Source organism: Nocardia exalbida NBRC 100660 (assembly GCF_000308575.1).
GTDB classification, from domain to species: domain Bacteria; phylum Actinomycetota; class Actinomycetes; order Mycobacteriales; family Mycobacteriaceae; genus Nocardia; species Nocardia exalbida.
Window position 1 is genome coordinate 26,918 of the sequence record NZ_BAFZ01000046.1, and the last position, 17,702, is coordinate 44,619.

18 protein-coding genes and 1 pseudogene are annotated in these 17,702 nt (G+C 70.4%); 15 read left to right on the plus strand and 4 right to left on the minus strand.

What is annotated here, in order from left to right; translation table 11 throughout:
• Nucleotides 1–130 precede the first annotated feature (130 nt).
• The 7 genes and pseudogenes from ON29_RS10365 (at nucleotide 131) to ON29_RS10395 (ending at nucleotide 8,075) form a co-directional block, all read left to right on the plus strand.
• The gene (locus ON29_RS10365; protein WP_040865990.1) at nucleotides 131–1,294 is read left to right on the plus strand and encodes an alpha/beta fold hydrolase; all 1,164 of its coding nucleotides are present in this window, start codon (nucleotides 131–133) and stop codon (nucleotides 1,292–1,294) included.
• 63 nt (nucleotides 1,295–1,357) lie between these two features.
• Nucleotides 1,358–2,449: an ABC transporter substrate-binding protein gene (locus ON29_RS10370; protein WP_083863345.1), complete on the plus strand. Its 1,092-nt coding sequence runs from the start codon at nucleotides 1,358–1,360 to the stop codon at nucleotides 2,447–2,449.
• Nucleotides 2,449–3,313: pseudogene (locus tag ON29_RS10375) on the plus strand (ABC transporter permease). The gene ON29_RS10370 and the pseudogene ON29_RS10375 overlap by 1 nt, the downstream one beginning before the upstream one ends.
• Nucleotides 3,289–4,041 (plus strand): ABC transporter ATP-binding protein, encoded by a 753-nt coding sequence (locus tag ON29_RS10380; RefSeq protein ID WP_174371802.1) that lies wholly within the window; start codon nucleotides 3,289–3,291, stop codon nucleotides 4,039–4,041. Before ON29_RS10375 ends, ON29_RS10380 begins: the two are co-directional and overlap by 25 nt.
• Nucleotides 4,038–5,390: an LLM class flavin-dependent oxidoreductase gene (locus tag ON29_RS10385; protein ID WP_040865991.1), complete on the plus strand. Its 1,353-nt coding sequence runs from the start codon at nucleotides 4,038–4,040 to the stop codon at nucleotides 5,388–5,390. Before ON29_RS10380 ends, ON29_RS10385 begins: the two co-directional genes overlap by 4 nt.
• A gap of 238 nt (nucleotides 5,391–5,628) precedes the next feature.
• Entirely contained in the window at nucleotides 5,629–6,852 is a 1,224-nt protein-coding gene (locus ON29_RS10390) for an MFS transporter (RefSeq protein ID WP_040865992.1), read from the plus strand.
• Nucleotides 6,853–6,932: 80 nt separating this feature from the next.
• Nucleotides 6,933–8,075: an alpha/beta hydrolase family protein gene (locus ON29_RS10395; RefSeq protein WP_157172732.1), complete on the plus strand. Its 1,143-nt coding sequence runs from the start codon at nucleotides 6,933–6,935 to the stop codon at nucleotides 8,073–8,075.
• Between the two features lie 33 nt (nucleotides 8,076–8,108).
• On the opposite strand, the gene ON29_RS10400 is transcribed toward ON29_RS10395, so the two are convergent.
• Nucleotides 8,109–8,693: a TetR/AcrR family transcriptional regulator C-terminal domain-containing protein gene (locus ON29_RS10400; protein WP_040865993.1), complete on the minus strand. Its 585-nt coding sequence runs from the start codon at nucleotides 8,691–8,693 to the stop codon at nucleotides 8,109–8,111.
• A gap of 104 nt (nucleotides 8,694–8,797) precedes the next feature.
• Here ON29_RS10400 and bioB point away from each other — a divergent pair, with 104 nt between their 5' ends.
• The 4 genes from bioB (at nucleotide 8,798) to ON29_RS10420 (ending at nucleotide 11,371) form a co-directional block, all read left to right on the plus strand.
• Nucleotides 8,798–9,844 carry a biotin synthase BioB gene (gene bioB, locus ON29_RS10405; protein WP_373283861.1) on the plus strand — a complete coding sequence of 349 codons (1,047 nt, stop codon included), beginning with the start codon at nucleotides 8,798–8,800 and terminating at the stop codon, nucleotides 9,842–9,844.
• Between the two features lie 33 nt (nucleotides 9,845–9,877).
• Nucleotides 9,878–10,105 carry a biotin synthase auxiliary protein BsaP gene (bsaP, locus tag ON29_RS10410; RefSeq protein ID WP_040865994.1) on the plus strand — a complete coding sequence of 76 codons (228 nt, stop codon included), beginning with the start codon at nucleotides 9,878–9,880 and terminating at the stop codon, nucleotides 10,103–10,105.
• Nucleotides 10,105–10,749 carry a DUF2567 domain-containing protein gene (locus tag ON29_RS10415; RefSeq protein WP_040865995.1) on the plus strand — a complete coding sequence of 215 codons (645 nt, stop codon included), beginning with the start codon at nucleotides 10,105–10,107 and terminating at the stop codon, nucleotides 10,747–10,749. The genes bsaP and ON29_RS10415 overlap by 1 nt, the downstream gene beginning before the upstream one ends.
• 88 nt (nucleotides 10,750–10,837) lie before the next feature.
• Nucleotides 10,838–11,371: a DUF1353 domain-containing protein gene (locus ON29_RS10420; protein WP_040866013.1), complete on the plus strand. Its 534-nt coding sequence runs from the start codon at nucleotides 10,838–10,840 to the stop codon at nucleotides 11,369–11,371.
• A 98-nt stretch (nucleotides 11,372–11,469) separates the two neighbouring features.
• Here the strand turns inward: ON29_RS10420 and ON29_RS10425 are convergent, their stop codons facing one another.
• The gene (locus tag ON29_RS10425) at nucleotides 11,470–11,673 is read right to left on the minus strand and encodes a cold-shock protein (protein ID WP_040741190.1); all 204 of its coding nucleotides are present in this window, start codon (nucleotides 11,671–11,673) and stop codon (nucleotides 11,470–11,472) included.
• Between the two features lie 414 nt (nucleotides 11,674–12,087).
• On the opposite strand from ON29_RS10425, the gene ON29_RS36380 reads away from it, so the two are divergent.
• The gene (locus tag ON29_RS36380) at nucleotides 12,088–12,264 is read left to right on the plus strand and encodes a hypothetical protein (RefSeq protein WP_169332569.1); all 177 of its coding nucleotides are present in this window, start codon (nucleotides 12,088–12,090) and stop codon (nucleotides 12,262–12,264) included.
• A gap of 93 nt (nucleotides 12,265–12,357) precedes the next feature.
• Here the strand turns inward: ON29_RS36380 and ON29_RS10430 are convergent, their stop codons facing one another.
• Nucleotides 12,358–13,122 (minus strand): NUDIX hydrolase, encoded by a 765-nt coding sequence (locus ON29_RS10430; protein WP_040865996.1) that lies wholly within the window; start codon nucleotides 13,120–13,122, stop codon nucleotides 12,358–12,360.
• A gap of 76 nt (nucleotides 13,123–13,198) precedes the next feature.
• Between ON29_RS10430 and nadA the strand changes: the two genes are divergently transcribed.
• From nadA to nadC, 3 genes are all read left to right on the plus strand, one after another.
• Nucleotides 13,199–14,242 (plus strand): quinolinate synthase NadA, encoded by a 1,044-nt coding sequence (gene nadA, locus ON29_RS10435; RefSeq protein WP_040865997.1) that lies wholly within the window; start codon nucleotides 13,199–13,201, stop codon nucleotides 14,240–14,242.
• A 121-nt stretch (nucleotides 14,243–14,363) separates the two neighbouring features.
• On the plus strand, nucleotides 14,364–15,980 hold the full coding sequence (locus ON29_RS10440; RefSeq protein WP_040865998.1) for an L-aspartate oxidase: 1,617 nt from the start codon (nucleotides 14,364–14,366) through the stop codon (nucleotides 15,978–15,980).
• Nucleotides 15,981–16,048: 68 nt separating this feature from the next.
• Nucleotides 16,049–16,909 (plus strand): carboxylating nicotinate-nucleotide diphosphorylase, encoded by an 861-nt coding sequence (nadC, locus tag ON29_RS10445; protein ID WP_040865999.1) that lies wholly within the window; start codon nucleotides 16,049–16,051, stop codon nucleotides 16,907–16,909.
• A 126-nt stretch (nucleotides 16,910–17,035) separates the two neighbouring features.
• Here the strand turns inward: nadC and ON29_RS10450 are convergent.
• Nucleotides 17,036–17,702, minus strand: a 667-nt coding sequence (locus tag ON29_RS10450) for a winged helix DNA-binding domain-containing protein (protein ID WP_040866000.1), incomplete at its 5' end; no start/stop codon positions are given.

Here is a 17,702-nt window from a genome sequence, read left to right on the forward strand (position 1 = left end):
CCGTCGCGCCCGAAGACAAAGGCCCGGTCGGTGCGTCTCGTCGGGCAAACTCGCGGCCATGCCCCAGGTGGCACGCTGAGCGGTAGCGGGTTCGTGGCGACCCTCGGCACCCGTGCCTACAGTGGGATGGATGTCGCCGATGGACGCCCGGCACCCGTCCACCGTCTCCGACTGGGACGACGCGCGACGCCGAGCTCGGCTGCGGGACACGAGCCTGGGGCACGGGTGGAAGACGTTGCGCCGTACCAAGGTGACGCTGCTTCGGGTGGCCGCACTGCTGCTGGCCGGACTCGTGGTGTTCGCGCAGTACTGGAAGTACGACGTCGCGCCGGAACAAGCGCGACTGGCGCGCACCGAGCCCGCCATCCTGCCCGTCGCCCCGCCGGTGGACTCGCAGAACTGGGACACCGTCGTGGTGGACCTGGTCGGGCTCGGCGGGCTCGATGCCAGTGCCACCGCGGCCGCGCTGCCCGCGCTGCGCCGGATGGGCATGGTGTGGGCGATCCGCTACGACAACCAGGGCATCGACACCAAGGTGATCGCCGACCTCATCGTGCGCGCCGCCGAACTGTCCGGCCTGCGCAACGTCGTACTCGTCGGCCACAGCATGGGTGGCGTGATCGCGCTCGAGGTCGCCGAGCACATCCACCGCGACAGCGACCGCAGGCTGGCCGGGGTCATCCTGGACTGCACACCGGTGGACTTGAACGCGGTCCGTCCGGAGAGCCGCGGTCGCGGTGAGGACATGCTGCGCTGGATGGGCTGGTTGCCCGGCGCCCGCGAAAGCCGCGCCCTGCGGCTGGCCGTCGAGACCTATGCCCGCCGGGACCGTTTCCTCGACCGCGGCGACGGGCCGCTCGGGCTCGAGTTCGGCAAGCTCGGCGAGGTACTGGCGGAAGTGATGCGGGACAAGATCGTCTCGCGCGACGCCGCGAGCAACGGCCTGATCGAATCCCAGTTCACCGCGATCGTGGCCGGTGGCGCGACCGACGACTTGCGCACTCTGGCCCAGCCCGTGGCGGACAAGCCGCGACCCGCCATCGTCTTCATCCGGCCGCGCGACGCGAGCGCCGACCGCGTGGTCGACGTCGAGTACTCCCACCGGGCGCTGATCGAGCAATCCGGCGGCGTGGACGGCACGCTGCTGGTGGTGCTCGCGCGAAACACCGGGCACGCCAACCCGATGCAGCGCCCCCGGGAATACAACACGGTGATCGAGCAGCAGATTCTGCCGTTCCTGCAGCGCTACCAGCAGCAGGTCCGGTCGACGATGGTGGCCGCGCCGCCGCGCTGAGGGGTTCGAACCAGGCTGAGACAAACCGTATCCGGGCCGGTTTCCCCTTGCTGTAATTCGCCTATGTTCCGACCAAGTACGTTCCGGTCCGGCCGCCGCGGCCGCACGACCGCCGCATTGCTCGCCGTGGCAACCGTTGCGATCCTCGGACTCACCGGCTGCGCGAAGGACGACGAGCCGGTCGGTCCCACCGCCGACGGACCACTGCCCACCGAGGTTCCCGCCGGGACCACCCTCGTGGTCGCCGACCAGTCCGAGCGCCTGCAGTCCGTGCTGCGCATCTCCGGCGAACTCGACAAGCTTCCGTTCAAGGTGGAGTTCGCCAACTTCGTCGGCGGCCCCGCCATCCTGGAGGCGTTCCGCGCAGGCGCCGCCGACGTCGCGCAGGTCGGCGACGTCCCGCCGATCCACGCACTGGTGGCGGGGCAGGACGTGCCGATCGTCGCGTCCTACCAGACCAGCACCACCGCCTTGAAACTCGCGGTGGCGCCGGGCAAGTCGGTGCCGAAGCTCACGGATCTGAAGGGCAGGAAGATCGCCTACGCCGAGGGCACGGCCCAGCAGGCCGCCGTGCTGCGCGCCATCGACAAGGCCGGGCTCACCACCTCCGACGTGCAGCTGATCCGGCTGCAGCTGGCCGAGTTCCCCGATGCCGTGCGCACCGGCCAGGTCGATGTCGCGCCGCTGATCGAGCCGAACGTCACCCGATTCCTGCGCACACCGGGCGCCTCGCTGGTCCCCGACTCCGAGACCGCGGGCATCTACGGCGGCCTCGCCTACCTGTATGCCCGTCGCGCCGTCGTGCGGGATCCGGCGAAGGCGGCCGCCACCCGCGCGTTGGTCGGTGCGTTCGTCCGGGCCTACCAGTGGGCCAACACCCACCCGGAGGAGTGGGCGCGCCGGTACTACGTGGAGAACCAGAAGGTGAGCGCCGACGACGCCCGGCGCATCGTGGACTCGCTGGGCACCTATGTCTTCCCGCATCTGGACCAGCAGCTCGTCGACCGCCAGCAGTCCACCATCGACGCCATCGCCAAGGCGGGCGAACTGCCCAAGAAGGTGCGGGCGGCCGACGGTTTCGACCTGCGCTTCGACGCCGCGATCACCCAGGCGGTCGGCGAGAGCGGCGCGTCGTTCGAACCGAGGGCGCGCTGATGGCCACCCTGGACGCCGCGGTGCTGCGCCGCATCGGCCTCGGCGGCCGCTCCGCGCAGCCGGTACTGGCGAAACGCAAACCGGCCCGGCCGCGCCTCGGGCCGGGCGCGCCCGATCCCGTTCGGTATCGCGATAGGACCCGCGCTGCTGGTCGCCGCGTGGGTGGCCGGTTCCGCCACGGGCACGTTGGATCCGGAAACCCTGCCCGCACCGTGGACGGTCGCCGAGGCCGCCGGTGACCTGATCGCCGACGGCCGTCTCCAGAGCAATCTGCTGGCCTCCGTGCAGCGCGCCGCGATCGGGCTCGGGCTCGGCGTGGCGATCGGCCTGGTGCTGGCGCTGCTGGCCGGGCTGAGCCGCGTCGGTGAAGCGTTGGTGGACGGGCCGATCCAGATCAAGCGCGCCATTCCCACCCTCGCGCTGATCCCGCTGTTCATCGTGTGGTTCGGCATCGGCGAGGAGATGAAGCTGGTGGTGATCACCACCAGCGTGGCGATCCCGATCTACCTGAACACCCACGCGCACCTGCGCAGCGTCGACGCCAGGTACGTGGAACTCGCCCAGACGGTGGGGCTGTCGCGCCGGGGATTCGTCCGGCGGATCGCGCTGCCCGGATCGCTGCCCGGCTTCTTCACCGGCCTGCGGCTGGCCGTCACCATCTCGTGGCTGGCGCTGGTCGTGGTGGAACAGGTCAACGCCACCAGCGGCATCGGCTATCTGATGACCCAGGCCCGCACCTACGGCCAGATCGACATCATCGTCGTCGGCCTGGTGATCTACGGCCTGCTCGGACTGTTCGGCGACATCCTGGTGCGGGCGGCGGAAAGGAAGGCGCTGTCATGGCGGCAGACACTCGCGGACTGAACGTCGTGCGCGCCCGGCGGCTGCGCCGTGGCTTCGGCGACCGTGTGGTGCTGCGCGACCTCGATATCGACATCGCCCGCGGCGAGTTCGTCGCACTGCTCGGCCGCAGCGGGTCGGGCAAGAGCACCCTGCTGCGGGCGCTGGCCGAATTGGACTACGACGTGCCGGGATCCGGTGAGCTGAGCGTGCCCACCGAGCGTTCCGTGGTGTTCCAGGACTCCCGGTTGCTGCCATGGGCGCGCGTGCTGGACAACGTGACCCTCGGCCTCGGTGGTCCGGACGCGGCCGGTCGCGGTCGCGCGGCGCTGGCCGAAGTCGGGCTCGCCGGCCGGGAGAAAGCCTGGCCCAAGGAGCTGTCCGGCGGCGAGCAACAGCGCGTGGCCCTGGCGCGTTCGCTGGTGCGCGAACCCGAACTCCTGCTGGCGGACGAGCCGTTCGGCGCGCTGGACGCGCTCACCCGGATCAAGATGCACGCGCTACTGCAAGACCTGTGCGCGAAGCATCGGCCCGCCGTCCTGCTGGTCACCCACGACGTGGACGAGGCGGTGCTGCTCGCCGACCGCGTCCTGGTGCTCGACGACGGGCGTATCGCGGTGGACCAGCGCATCGACCTGGAACGTCCACGCCGCCACGGTGATCCCGCGTTCCTGCGACACCGATCCCTGCTGCTGGCCAGCCTGGGCGTCGACATCGCGAACACACCTACCGACGAGAAGAAAGCCTCATGACGACCGCACCGCGCCAACTCAGCCTCAACGCCTTCATCTATCCCTCCGGCCACCACGAGGCCGCCTGGCGCCATCCGTGGAGCAGCCCCGAGCGGATCTACGACGTCGCCTACTACCAAGAGATCGGACGCACCGCCGAAGCGGCGAAGCTGGACGCGGTGTTCTTCGCCGACGGTCCCGCGCTGCGCACCAACGTTCGGCACAACGCGGCCTCCGGCCTGGAGCCGATCACCCTGCTCACCGCGATCGCCACGGCCACGACGCATCTCGGCCTCATCGCCACCGCCTCGACCACGTACTACGAGCCCTACAACCTGGCCAGGCTGTTCTCCACGCTGGATCACATCTCCGGCGGCCGCGCGGGCTGGAACATCGTCACCACCGGAACCGATCTCGCCGCGGCGAACTTCGGCCTGGACAAGCATCCCGACCACGCCGAACGGTACGCGCGGGCGCGGGAATTCGTGGACGCCGTGGTCGCGCTATGGGACAGCTGGGAGGACGACGCCATCGTCGACGACCGGGCCTCCGGCGTGTACGCCGACCCGGACAAGATCCACCCGATCGACTTCGAGGGCGAATACCTGCGGGTGCGTGGGCCGTTCAACGCGCCGCGTACGCCGCAGGGCTACCCGGTGCTGGTGCAGGCGGGCGCGTCGAACGACGGCCGGGCGTTCGCGGGCAAGTACGCCGAGGCGATCTTCACCGCGCATCAGCGGCTCGGCGACGCGCAGGCGTTCTACGCCGACATCAAGGAACGGGCCCGCGGCTTCGGGCGCGATCCCGAGCACGTCAAGGTCCTGCCCGGGATCAGCCCGTTCATCGCCGACACGGAGGCCGCGGCCAAGCGATTGGAACGGGAGTTCAACGAACTCACCGTGCCGGAATACGGATTGGCCCAGCTGGAGGGCATCGTCGGGATCAGCCTGCGGCACCTGCCGCTGGACGAGCCGATCCCGGTCGACTTGTTCGACGCGGCGGGCGATGTGACCGACAACGGCCAGAGCCGGTTGCAGGTCGTCGCGGGCATCGTGCAGCGCGAACGACCGACCGTGCGCGGTCTGCTGCACCGCCTGGCCGGTGCGCGCGGTCACCGGGTGTTCGCCGGAACCCCCGAACAGGTCGCCGACACCATCGAGGAATGGTTCCGCAACGGCGCCGCCGACGGCTTCAATGTGATGCCGCCGTACTACCCGGGCGGATTGGAAGTCTTCGCCGAAACGGTCGTGCCGATCCTCCAGGAGCGCGGGCTGTTCCGCACCGAGTACACCGGCACCACCTTGCGCGACCACTTCGGCTTGCCCCGCCCCGACAGCCGCTTCGCCCGCCAGCCCGCGCTGTCGCGGTGATCGGCGCGGACGAAAAGGATTGTCCCACTGATCTATCGGCGCGTTGCGTCGTGGCACCGCACGGGGTGCCCGGTGGACGTGCGGCAACGCTGCGAGCCGACGGCGTCGACTTCGCCGAAGGTATCGGATCTGCGACACGCACCCGGCTTGTTTCGAGGCTCGGTTGCGAGTGGCAAACGACCGATCGGCGCGGGGCCTCGCAGCGGCGGGGCGGTTCCCGCCGATCGGGGCTACGGCGATGAGCGAGCGGTCCGTCCTGGTCGGCGAGGTCGCGGGGCCGGTGCGGTTGCGGTCGTTGACCTGGACCGTGTTCGTGCCGATGGTGGTGTACGGCATCGGGTCCGGCGCGGCGGCGCCGATGTACGCGCTGCGCGCGCTGGACCTGGGTGCGTCGGCCGGACTGGCGGGGGTCATCGTCGCGCTGTCCGGATTGGGCATGGTGCTCACCGACCTGCCCGCGGGACGGGTGGTCGCCCGGATCGGGGAACGCGGCGCGTTGGCGGTGGGGTCGGTGCTCGGAGCCGTCGGGGTCTTCGCGGCGATCGTCGCGCCGAATGTCGGGGTGCTCGCGCTCGGGATGCTGCTGGGCGGCGCGGCGGGCGCGGTGTGGGGCCTGGCGCGTCAGACCTACCTCGTGGCCGTGGTGCCCGCGGGCGACCTCGGGCGTGCGATGTCGACGCTCGCCGGTTCCATGCGGCTGGGCTTCTTCTGCGGGCCGTTCCTCGGTGCGGCGGTGGTGCACTCGCTCGGCCCGAACGGCGGGCTGTGGTTGCAGCTGGTGACCACGGTGATCTCCGGCGCGGCCATGGCGGCGATCCGATCACCCGAGGCGGCGGGCGGGGCGGGGGCGCGGCATTCGCTGGGAGCGGTCGTGGTCGAGCACCGCAGAACCCTCGGCACACTGGGCCTTGCGGCATTGCTGGTCGGTGCGGCACGAGCCGCCCGGCTGGCGCTGCTGCCGCTGTGGGCGGCGCATATCGGGTTGAGCGCGTCGGCGACCAGCTTGGTGTTCGGCGTCGCGGGCGCGGTGGACGTGCTGATGTCCTATCCGGCGGGTGTGTGGCTGGATCGCTACGGCAGGCGCGCAACCGGCGTGCCGTCGATGATCCTGTTCGCCCTCGGTTTCGGCGCGCTGCCGTTCACCTCCTCGGTCCTGGGTCTCGGCTGCGCCGCCGTGCTGCTCGGGCTCGGCAACGGAATGAGCAACGGGCTGATCATGACCGTCGGCGCCGACGTCGCACCCGACGGGCAGCGCGCGGAATTCCTCGGCGCCTGGCGGCTCACCCACGACATCGGCATGTTCGCCGGTCCGGTGGCGGTCGGCGCGATCAGCGCCCTCACCGTCCTCGGCGGGGCGGCCATCGCGCTCGCGGTCACCGCCGCGGCGGGCGCGTACACGATGCACCGCTGGTTCCCCGGCGCGGTGGGGCCGCCGACACGCCCGCAACGGTCCGCGGGTTAGCCGGGCGGTCGGCGGAATTGTCACTACTGGCGGGTGTCGGTAAGGATGCCGCCCGGCTTGCGTCGGTATGGTTCTGCGGCGTGTCCCCATGGTTGCTTCGGCGGAACGGCCTTGCCGCCGCCGCGATGAGCATCTGCGTCGCGGCCGCTGTCGCGATGCCGTCGGCGAGGGCGGAAGGTCCGGAAACCGGACGGCTGAGCAGCATCGGACTGCTCGATCCCGCCTGGTCGTTCGCCGCGGCCGCGGCGTCGTTCGGGGTCGTCTACACCACGACCGATCAGCACGGCATGCCCGCGCAGGCGTCCGGTGCGCTGTATCTGCCCGCGGGACTGCCACCGCAGGGCGGGTGGCCGCTGGTGGTGTGGGCACATGGGACGGCGGGCATCGGCGATGCCTGCGCGCCGTCGCGCCGCCCGCAGTCTTCACGGAATTCCACCTACTTCGATCGGATTCTGGCCGACGGGTACGCGGTGCTGGCTCCCGACTATCAAGGGCTCGGCACCGCAGGGCAGTTCAGCTACTACAACTCGAACGTCGAGGGAGCGTCGATATCGGACGCGGTAGCGGCGATTCGCACCACCCCCTTTCCGCTGTCGCGTAGCTGGGTGGTGATCGGCCAGTCGGAAGGAGCGCACGCCGCGATGAGCGCGGCGGCCTCGAATGCCGAGAAAGGCGGTTCCGCCACGGGGTTGAGCGGGGTAGTAGCCACCGGTCTGCGCACCGACCCGAGCAAGAGCCTGCCGGAGATGTTCCGGCCGACCTCGACCGGCTCGAAGAACCAGATCGCCTACGCGGCGTACTTCCTGGCCTCGCTGGAGGAATGGAAACCCGGCAGCGTCTTGCCGTATCTCTCCGACTTCGGCAAGGAATTCGTGGCGCAAGCCGCCCAGGAATGCCTTTCCGACCTGGTCGCACGCGCGCAAGGCCGCCGACCGGCGGCGCTGTTCGCCGACCCCGACCGGCCGACGCCCACCTTCGCCGACGACATCACCGCCTTGGCCGGATACCCGCAAGACCGGTTCACCAGTGATCTCATGATCGGCTACGGCACCGACGACGTCGATGTCCTTCCCACCGACACCGCCGATTACGGTCGGCGCTTGCAGGAGGCCAACCCCGGGATACGGGTCACGGTCGAGGAATACCCCGGCAAAGACCACAGCGGCGCGTTCCTGGCTTCGCTTCCGGATGCGCTGGCTTTCCTGAACGCGCACCTGCGCTGACGCCGGACCCGTACCCGCGAGCCGCGCCCCGCCTCAGCGGACGCGGGTGCCGAGCAGGTGCCGCACGCCCGCCACGAACAGTTGCAGGCCGAAGTCGAAACGGGCTGTGGCGTCCGTGGTTTCCCCCAGCGGCGACGCTCCGTCGGGCAGGGCGCCCGCCGAGTCCATCTGCATCCTCGACTGCTCGTCCACGGTCTCGCCGAGGACGTAGTAGAGCAGCGTGAACGCCGTGAGTTCGGCCTCTTGGCGCGGCATGCCCGCGCGAATCGTGGCGCTCACCAGTCGTTCTCGTCCCTTGCTCGTGGTGAGCCGGGAAGCGTATGTCGCCGAGACCAATTCGGCGCCGTCGCGATAGGCCAGCAGGCAGTCGCGCATCCGGTGGGCCAATTCGGTGATCTGCCCGGCCCAATCCTCGGCCTGGATCGGGTCCTCCATGGGCGCGAGGATCTTGTCCGCGACCGCGCCGAGCAGCGCCTGCTTGTTGGGGAAGTGCCAGTACAACGCGCCCGGCTGGACCTGGAGGGATCCGGCCAGCCTGCGCATGGTCAGGTCGGCCAGGCCGTATCGGTCCAGAATCGCGATGGCGCCGTCGACCACGTCCGCCCGGTGCAGCTGCACTCGATGCCCTTCCCGTCGTGCTTTGACTCACTCCTACCGCTACCCTAGCCTGAACACCGTTCAAGTTGCACGGCCACCTCGGCCGAACGAAGGGATGCGTTGCAGTGACCCAGGCACCCGTAGACACCGCCGCGCCAGGACCGACGCAGGTCGGGACGTCGCCCATTCTGTCGATCGCCCGCGAGCAGGTGCTCGAACGCGGGGAAGGGCTGAACCAGGAGCAGACCCTCGAGGTGCTACGTCTGGGTGACGACCGGCTGGAGGAGTTGCTCGCCCTGGCCCACGAGGTGCGCATGAAGTGGTGCGGTCCCGAAGTGGAGGTCGAGGGCATCATCAGCCTCAAGACCGGCGGCTGCCCCGAGGACTGCCACTTCTGCTCGCAGTCGGGGCTTTTCCAGTCGCCGGTGCGCGCCGCGTGGCTGGACATCCCGAGCCTGGTCGAGGCGGCCAAGCAGACCGCGAAGACCGGCGCCACCGAGTTCTGCATCGTGGCCGCCGTGCGCGGCCCGGACGAGCGCCTGATGGCCCAGGTGGCCGCAGGCGTCGAGGCGATCCGCAACGAGGTCGACATCCAGGTCGCCTGCTCGCTGGGCATGCTCACCCAGGAGCAGGTCGACCAACTGGCCGCGATGGGCGTGCACCGCTACAACCACAACCTGGAGACCTCCCGCTCCTACTTCCCGAACGTGGTCACCACGCACAGCTGGGAGGAGCGCTGGGACACCCTGCGCATGGTCCGTGCGGCGGGCATGGAGGTCTGTAGCGGCGGCATCCTGGGCATGGGCGAGACGCTGGAGCAGCGCGCCGAGTTCGCCGCGAACCTGGCCGAGCTCGAGCCCGACGAGGTGCCGCTGAACTTCCTCAACCCGCGCCCGGGTACCCCGTTCGGCGACCTCGAGGTGCTGCCCGCGTCCGACGCGCTGCGTGCCGTCGCCGCGTTCCGGCTGGCGCTGCCGCGCACCATGCTGCGCTTCGCGGGCGGCCGCGAGATCACCCTGGGCGATCTCGGCGCCAAGCAGGGCATCCTGGGCGGCATCAACGCCGTCATCGTCGGCAACTACCTGACCACCCTCGGCCGCCCGGCCGAACAGGACCTGGATCTGCTCGGCGAGCTGAAGATGCCGATCAAGGCGCTCAACGAAACACTCTGACCCGGCTCGGTTGCGACGATGAGGCAGGCGAGCATGGGTACTGTCATGAATATGGACGAGCGCTACAACCCGTTCACCGGCAAGCGAATCGTGCCGGGTCTCGACGACGCGATCCCGGCCGCCGCCGCACTGGGCCTGGAACCGCCGCGCTTCTGCGAACAGTGCGGTCGCCGCATGATCGTGCAGGTGAGCCCGGACGGCTGGTGGGCCAAGTGCTCCCGGCACGGCGTCACCGAGTCGGCCGAATCGGAACGCCGCTAGTGGCCTCGCCGTTGCGGGGTGAGGCGCGCGCGGCGACGGTGATCGCCGTCGCCGTGGTGGTGGTGAGCGCACTGGCCGGTGCCGGGTGGGGCCTGCTGGCGCCGACCGAGCGGCTGCTGGTGGTCGAGCCGGGCCGCGGAGTCGCGCTGACCGGTGAGAGCGCGCATCAATTCGACGCCATGGCGTTGTTCGTGCTCGCGGGCGCGGTGCTCGGTCTGCTCTGCGCGCTCGCCGTGTGGCGGTGGCGCTCGGCGCGCGGGCCGCTACTGCAATTGGGCCTGCTGGTCGGTTCCGGCGTCGGCGCGGTGGTGATGGCGAAGGTGGGGGAGCAGGTCGCCGAATGGCTGCATCCGCGCCCGCACGACCCGCCGGTCGGGCAGATCGTCACGTTGCCCATCGAACTGGGCAGTGCGCTCGCGTTCATCGTGCAGCCGCTGATCGCGTCGTTCGTCATGCTGTTCCTCGCCGCGCTCAGTACGTCCGAGGATCTCGGCAGCGGACGCCGCGCCGCCCGCGACGAGGAGGAAGCCTTCGGCTCCCTCCCGCCCTACGGTGACGCTGCGAGTGGGGCGCAGCTGCCCTATCGTGGCTACGAGCCTGCCGCGGAAGGGTATTCGGTCCCCGAATATCGCCCGCGGTACTGACGCGTCGCCCGGCGGGCAGCCGCGGCGACGGAAGGCTTCCGAGCCCACCGCGGGTGTGGGAACGAAGCGTGCGCGGAAGGAACAGGACGTGACCTTTGTCGGTGGCGGGCCGGTCGTCGAAGAGCTCGACGCCAAGTTCTGGCGGGTGGCCGAACCCCTCGTCTATCGCGGCGCGACGGAGGAATTCGTGGTGCCCGCCGGTTTCCGCACCGATTTCGCCTCGGTGCCGCGCGCGCTGGTCTGGTTTTTCCCGCGCTACGGCAGCTACACCCGCGCCGCGATCCTGCACGACTACCTGCTCGGTTCGGACAGGGTGAGCGTCGCCGACGCCGATGGCATCTTCCGCCGGAGCCTGCACGAACTCGGCGTATCGCTGCCGCGCCGCTGGATGATGTGGGCGGCCGTCCGCGCGGCCCACGGGTTGCGTGGCGCAGGCCCGGCCGACGTCGCCCGGTTCATCGTCGTCGCCGTTCCCTCGGTGCTCTTCCTCGCGGCACCCGTCACCGTGGTGACGGTCTTCCTCCTGCTGTTCTGGTTGGTGGAACTGGCCTTCTGGGCCGCATCCCGGGTGGCCCGGCGGACCGAAGCCCCGCCCCCCGACCCGCAGATGAAAACCGCCTGACCGGTCACGGTCCTTCATGACCAACACTGGAACTCGCGCCACCACATGCAAAAGCCCCGCACCTCCAGAGGCGCGGGGCTCTTACCTAGCCACGTCGATCAGATCGCGCGGACGTCCTGAGCCTGCGGGCCCTTCTGTCCTTGGCCGATCTCGAACTCCACGCGCTGTCCCTCTTCAAGGGACTTGAATCCCGAGCCGGACACGGCGGAGTAATGAACGAAGACGTCGGCGCCGCCGCCGTCCTGCGCGATGAAGCCGAAGCCTTTTTCGCTGTTAAACCACTTCACACTGCCTTGAGCCATTGCTTTACTTCATTCTTTTCTGTAGGTGAGCCGAGCGAATCACTTCGATGGCCCGGTCTCAACGGTCAACACTGCCATGAACCGGGGCCGCGCGACACCGAGCGGGCTGGTTTGTGAGCTAACCGACACAAGCGGCCTTCGCCGGTCCCGTCGCGTGATACGCCGGATCCGGCCTTGGGGGCGGCCGACGCGCTCGTTCCAGCGATTCCGGCCGAATCGGCCGTCCCGAGCCGTGATGCTGGGGCCACGGCGCACAGACCGCACCGCCATCGCGAGCGAGGGCTCCGCTGGCCGGCGTATCCGGGCCGTGGTCGGGTGAGTCGCCGTGGTGGACCAGTTCCGCGGAGAAAATGAATGGAGATGCGGCCGATAGCGCGGATAGGGTGGGCGCCCGGATGTCGAGAGGAGGCGGCGATGAATCGAGCACAGGAAGCGGTGGCCCAGACGCCTCCTGCCGCGCAGGAGCGCGCGGATCTAGCGGCTTGGCGACGGCGAGATGCCTTGCGCCGCAGCAACGCCGCGCGCCCGGTGCGGAGTAAGCGGCAGTATCGCCGCCAGGACAAGCACCGGAAAGCGGCCACCGGCCATTGACCCGAGCCCCTTCCCGCATGGGCCGGCAGTACGACGGGTCGTTCACGAAAGCCGTGCGAGCGGGAAAGCGCCCGTCACGGCGGGCGCTGTTGATCAGGAGGGGCCGGGTGGGCGCAGTGCCGCGAATTCGTCGGTGACGCGCAAGCCCGAGTCGGTGAAGCGGTAGACCGCGGCGGGGCGTCCGCCCGCGCGGCCGGGGGCCGCGGTGGCTCCGGTGGGGGTGATCACCCCGCGGCGGGAGAGGACTCGTTGGAGGTTCGTCGTGTCGACGTCGTATCCGAGGGCCGCGCAGTAGATTTCACGCAAGGTCGACATCGTGAACCGGTCCGGCGCTAGGGCGAAGGCGATATTGGTGTAGGACAGTTTCGCCGCCAGGCGGGTGCGGGCGTGGTCGACCACCGTGCGGTGGTCGAAGGACATGTCCGGCAGCGCCGAGACCGGGTGCCAGGCCGTGTCCGAGGGCAGGTGGGGGTCGGCGGTCAGCGGAACGAGGCCGAGGTAGGCCGAGGCGATGCGGCGCGGGCTCGGCACCCGGTCGGGGGCGCTGAACACCGAGAGCTGTTCCAGATGGCTCAGCTCGCGCACGTCGACCTTCTCGGCGAGCTGGCGGCGGGCGGAGGTGTCGAGATCCTCGTCGTCGCGCAGGCGGCCGCCGGGCAGCGACCAGGTGCCCTTCTGCGGGTCGAGCGCCCGTTCCCACAGCAACACCGCGAGTTCGGTCCGCTGATCGGGCGGGCAACGCCGCAGCATGCTCTCCGCGCGGTCCACGGGGCGGTGACCTGCGGCGATGTCTCTGGGGAAGCGGCGAACCTGGAACACCGCGGTGAGCGATTCGTGGATGGTGCTACTATGGGCCACGTTTTCGATTGTAAGTCGAAAACCTGGTTTGGTGCGAATCGGCGCGCGGCCGACCGCACGAGGAAGGGAGCCATCCATGGCGACGACGGGTGCGAAACTGGCGCCCCCGCTGATGGGGCAGGTGTTCGACGGGCCCTCCGGGTTCGCGGGTGTCGAGGCAACGCCGGAGTGGGCGCAGGAAGTCAAGCGATTGGCTCGAGAGCGCAACGCGACGATCCTGGCGCACAACTACCAGCTGCCGGAGATCCAGGACGTGGCCGACCACGTCGGCGATTCGCTGGCGCTGTCCCGGATCGCGGCGGAGGCGCCCGAGGACACCATCGTGTTCTGCGGCGTGCACTTCATGGCCGAGACCGCCAAGATTCTCAGCCCGGCCAAGACCGTGCTCATCCCGGACCAGCGCGCCGGATGTTCGCTCGCCGATTCCATCACGGCCGACGAACTGCGCGCGTGGAAGGCCGAGCACCCGAACGCGATGGTCGTGTCCTACGTCAACACCACGGCCGAGGTGAAGGCGCTCACCGACATCTGCTGCACCTCGTCCAACGCGGTGGACGTGGTCGCCTCGATCGACCCGGACCGCGAGGTGCTGTTCCTGCCGGACCAGTTCCTCGGCGCGCACGTCAAGCGGGTCACCGGCCGCGCGAACATGCACATCTGGGCCGGTGAGTGCCACGTGCACGCGGGCATCAACGGCGACGAGCTGACCGAGCAGGCGCGCATCCATCCGGACGCGGAACTGTTCGTGCACCCCGAATGCGGATGCGCCACCTCGGCGCTGTACCTGGCGGGCGAGGGCGCGTTCCCGGCCGACCGGGTGCACATCCTGTCCACCGGAGGCATGATCGACGCGGCCAAGGCGGCGAAGTCGAGTCAGGTGCTGGTGGCCACCGAGGTCGGCATGCTGCACCAGCTGCGCAAGGCCGCCCCCGGCATCGACTTCCAGGCCGTGAACGACCGGGCGTCGTGCAAGTACATGAAGATGATCACCCCGGCGGCGCTGCTGCGCTGCCTGGTCGAAGGCCGTGACGAGGTGCACGTCGATCCCGAAACCGCCGCGCTGGGACGCAATTCGGTGCAGCGGATGATCGCGATCGGCAATCCCGGCGGCGGTGAATGAGTCCGACCGCTGCCCGTAGGGCGGTGGGTCGTTCTCCGGCGGAACACGGTGGCCACGGCGCTGACCACCGTGCCCGCGCGGGGGAACGTTCGCGGATCGGGAGACGGAGAGGCGCGGGCCGATGACAACCCGGGTTTCGATCGACTGGGAGGCCGAGGCCGATCTGGTCGTGATCGGCGGCGGCGTCGCGGGACTCACCGCAGCGCGCACCGCCTCGCTGCGTGGCCTGCGGGTGCTCACGCTCAGCAAGGGTGGCCCGACCGATACGTCCACCCAGTACGCCCAAGGCGGCATCGCCGTCGTGGCGCCGCACGGTGACTCGGTCGAATCGCACGTGCACGACACCGTGGAGGCGGGCGCCGGATTGTGCGAGGTGGACGCCGTGCGTTCCATCGTCGAGGGCGGCCAGGCCGCGGTGGCCGCGCTGACCGACCTGGGCGCGGTGTTCGACCTCGGCCGCGACGGCCAGATCTCGCGGACCCGCGAGGGGGGCCACAGCACCCGCCGGATCATCCATGCGGGCGGCGACGCCACCGGCGCGGAGGTGCAGCGGGCGCTGAACGAGGCCGGCCTGCCGGTGCTGTTCGGCGCGGCGGTGGGTGGGATCGTCACCGGGCCGAACGGTGTGCGAGGTGTGGTCGCGGTGTCGGAGAAGGGCTTCGGCGTCGTCCACGCGCCCGCCGTGCTGCTGGCCACCGGCGGCCTCGGTCAGTTGTACGCGCTGAGCACCAACCCGCCGGGCGCCACCGCGGACGGTATCGCGCTCGGGCTGTGGGCCGGTGCCGCCGTCGCCGACCTGGAGTTCGTGCAGTTCCACCCGACCGTGCTCTACACCCCGGGCGGCCTGGGGCGCAGGCCGCTGATCAGCGAAGCGGTGCGCGGCGAGGGCGCGACACTGGTCGACACCGAAGGCAATTCGGTGACCGCGGGGGTGCATCCGCGCGGCGACCTGGCTCCCCGCGATGTCGTCTCCCGTGCCATCGCCGCGCGCATGCGAGCGCTCGGCACCGAGCACGTCTACCTCGACGCGCGCTCGATCGACGGTTTCGCGCAACGATTTCCGACGATCACCGCCTCGTGCCTGGCGACGGGCATCGATCCGCGCACGGACCTCATCCCGGTCGCTCCCGCCGCGCACTACCAGTGCGGGGGAGTCGTCACCGACACCCACGGCCGTACCGGAGTTCCCGGCTTGTACGCGGCCGGTGAGGTCGCGCGCACCGGTTTGCACGGGGCGAACCGGTTGGCGTCCAACAGCCTGCTGGAGGGACTGGTGGTCGGTGAGCGCGCCGGGGCCGCCGCCGCCGAGCGGCTCGGTGAGCGGGCCGGGGTGAGCGAGATCTCCACTCGCACCGTCGAGTTCGCCGACCGTGCGGTGGTGCAGAGCCTGATGACCACGCACGCCTCGGTGGTCCGCGACCGCGCGGGCCTCGCCGAAGCGCTCAAGCGGCTCGACGATGTGACCGTCCGCCGCGACCCGCACATTCCGACACCGTCGCCCTGCGCGCCGACCTCAGCGGCGCCCGGACCGACCGCCGCCGCACACCCGATCGCCGGAATCGAGGACGCCGCGCTCACCCTCGCGGCACGCACCCTGCTACTGGCCGCGCGCGCCCGCACCGAGAGCCGCGGCTGTCACACCCGGTCGGATCACCCGGACGCCGTGGACGAACTCCGCCACAGCCTCCCGATCCGGCTGAACGGCGACGGCGTGCCCGAGTACGCACCACTTCCCTGACCACACGCGCCGAGCCGGACATGCCGCGAGCTGTCCACCGCCCCGCTCGGCGAGAGAGGAACACTTCGATGGCTCTGGATGCCGCACTGGACCGCGACGAGGTGCTGGGCCTCATCCGCGCCGCGCTGGACGAGGACCTGCGCTACGGCCCTGACGTCACGACCATGGCCACCGTGCCCGCGGACGCGGTGATCAAGGCGTCGGTGGTGTCGCGCGAACCGGGGACCGTGGCCGGGCTCGACGCCGGTGTGCTGGTACTCGACGAGGTGATCGGCGCGGGCGAGTACGAGATCACCGATCGCGTCGCCGACGGCACCCGGGTGTCGCCGGGACAGCCCGTGCTGACGGTGATCGCGCCGACGCGCAAGCTGCTCACCGCCGAGCGCACCATGCTCAACCTGGTGTGTCATCTGTCCGGTATCGCGACGGCGACGGCCGCCTGGGTGGACGCCGTCGCCGGCACCCGCTGCCGCATCCGCGACAGCCGCAAGACGCTGCCCGGACTGCGCGGGCTGCAGAAGTACGCCGTGCGGGTCGGCGGCGGTGTCAACCACCGCATGGGTCTCGGCGACGCCGCGCTGATCAAGGACAACCACGTGGTCGCCGCCGGTTCGGTGGTCGAGGCGCTGCGCGCGGTCCGCGCCGCCGCCCCCGACATCGCCTGCGAGGTCGAGGTCGACAGCCTCGAACAACTCGACGCGGTGCTCGCCGAGAACGTGGAACTCGTGCTGCTGGACAACTTCCCGCTCTGGCAGACCCAGGCGGCCGTCCAGCGCCGCGACACCGCCTCCCCGCGGACGAAACTGGAGTCCTCCGGCGGCCTGAGCCTGGACGTCGCCGCCGACTACGCCCGCACCGGCGTCGACTACCTCGCGGTCGGCGCGCTCACCCACTCGGTCCGAGTGCTCGACCTCGGGCTGGACATGTAGGCGCCGGGACCGGTACGGGCCGGTATCGATCGAGCAGCGGAGGGCGGGTTCGCGAACAACCCGGCTCGGTCGCTGTCGGCGACTCCGCGAATCTCCATGCCGTCGAAGCTATCCGGTGCCGTTCGCTCAGGCGGTGAGCTCGCGTTCCAGCGGTGTCCGGAACCGTGGGATGGCGCGGACCTCGCCGAACCAGTCGGCGACGCGTTGCGCTTGCGCGGCGATCAGCGTTTCGGCGTCCGCGCCGACGTCTTCGAGCAGGCGGTAGACGATCTCGCCGTCCTTGCGCTGCGCCCAGCCGCCGACGACGCGTCCGTCCCACCAGACCGTGGGTCCGATGTTGCCGTTGCTGTCGAACACCCGCGGTGCGTGCGGGCCGAGGTACCACTCCCGCGCCTGCCAGCCCATCGGGGTCGGGTCGAGGGCGGGCAGCAGCGCCGCCCACGGCTCCGGCGCGGCGATCGGCTCCACGTCGTCGGCCAGCAGCACGCCGGTCACGCCGTCCAGGTCGACCTCGACCAGATCCAGGGCGCCCAGTGCAGCACGCACCTCGCCGAGCGTCCATCCGGTCCACCATTTGACGTCGGAGACCGGCGCGGGACCGAAGGCGCGCAACCAGCGGCGGACCAGTTCCACCCTGGCCTCGGCGGCGGGAAGGGCGGGAACGCCGTCCGGCAGCCACGATTCGATCGGCGCCCAGGTGTACTGGCTGCTGGTCCAGCCGCCGTTCGGCCTGCCGCGCACGATGCGGCCCTCGCAGCCGAGCGTCACCAGTACCCAGGTGGTGATGTTCGTC

Bases quoted from the DNA above. Each gene is read 5' to 3' on its own strand.
- ON29_RS10370 (WP_083863345.1), top strand. From the start codon at position 1,358: ATGTTCCGACCAAGTACGTTCCGGTCCGGCCGCCGCGGCCGCACGACC.
- ON29_RS10425 (WP_040741190.1), bottom strand. From the start codon at position 11,673: ATGGCTCAAGGCAGTGTGAAGTGGTTTAACAGCGAAAAAGGCTTCGGC.
- ON29_RS36380 (WP_169332569.1), top strand. From the start codon at position 12,088: ATGAATCGAGCACAGGAAGCGGTGGCCCAGACGCCTCCTGCCGCGCAG.
- nadA (WP_040865997.1), top strand. From the start codon at position 13,199: ATGGCGACGACGGGTGCGAAACTGGCGCCCCCGCTGATGGGGCAGGTG.
- ON29_RS10440 (WP_040865998.1), top strand. From the start codon at position 14,364: ATGACAACCCGGGTTTCGATCGACTGGGAGGCCGAGGCCGATCTGGTC.
- ON29_RS10390 (WP_040865992.1), top strand. From the start codon at position 5,629: ATGAGCGAGCGGTCCGTCCTGGTCGGCGAGGTCGCGGGGCCGGTGCGG.
- ON29_RS10380 (WP_174371802.1), top strand. From the start codon at position 3,289: ATGGCGGCAGACACTCGCGGACTGAACGTCGTGCGCGCCCGGCGGCTG.
- nadC (WP_040865999.1), top strand. From the start codon at position 16,049: ATGGCTCTGGATGCCGCACTGGACCGCGACGAGGTGCTGGGCCTCATC.
- bsaP (WP_040865994.1), top strand. From the start codon at position 9,878: ATGGGTACTGTCATGAATATGGACGAGCGCTACAACCCGTTCACCGGC.
- ON29_RS10385 (WP_040865991.1), top strand. From the start codon at position 4,038: ATGACGACCGCACCGCGCCAACTCAGCCTCAACGCCTTCATCTATCCC.
- ON29_RS10365 (WP_040865990.1), top strand. From the start codon at position 131: ATGTCGCCGATGGACGCCCGGCACCCGTCCACCGTCTCCGACTGGGAC.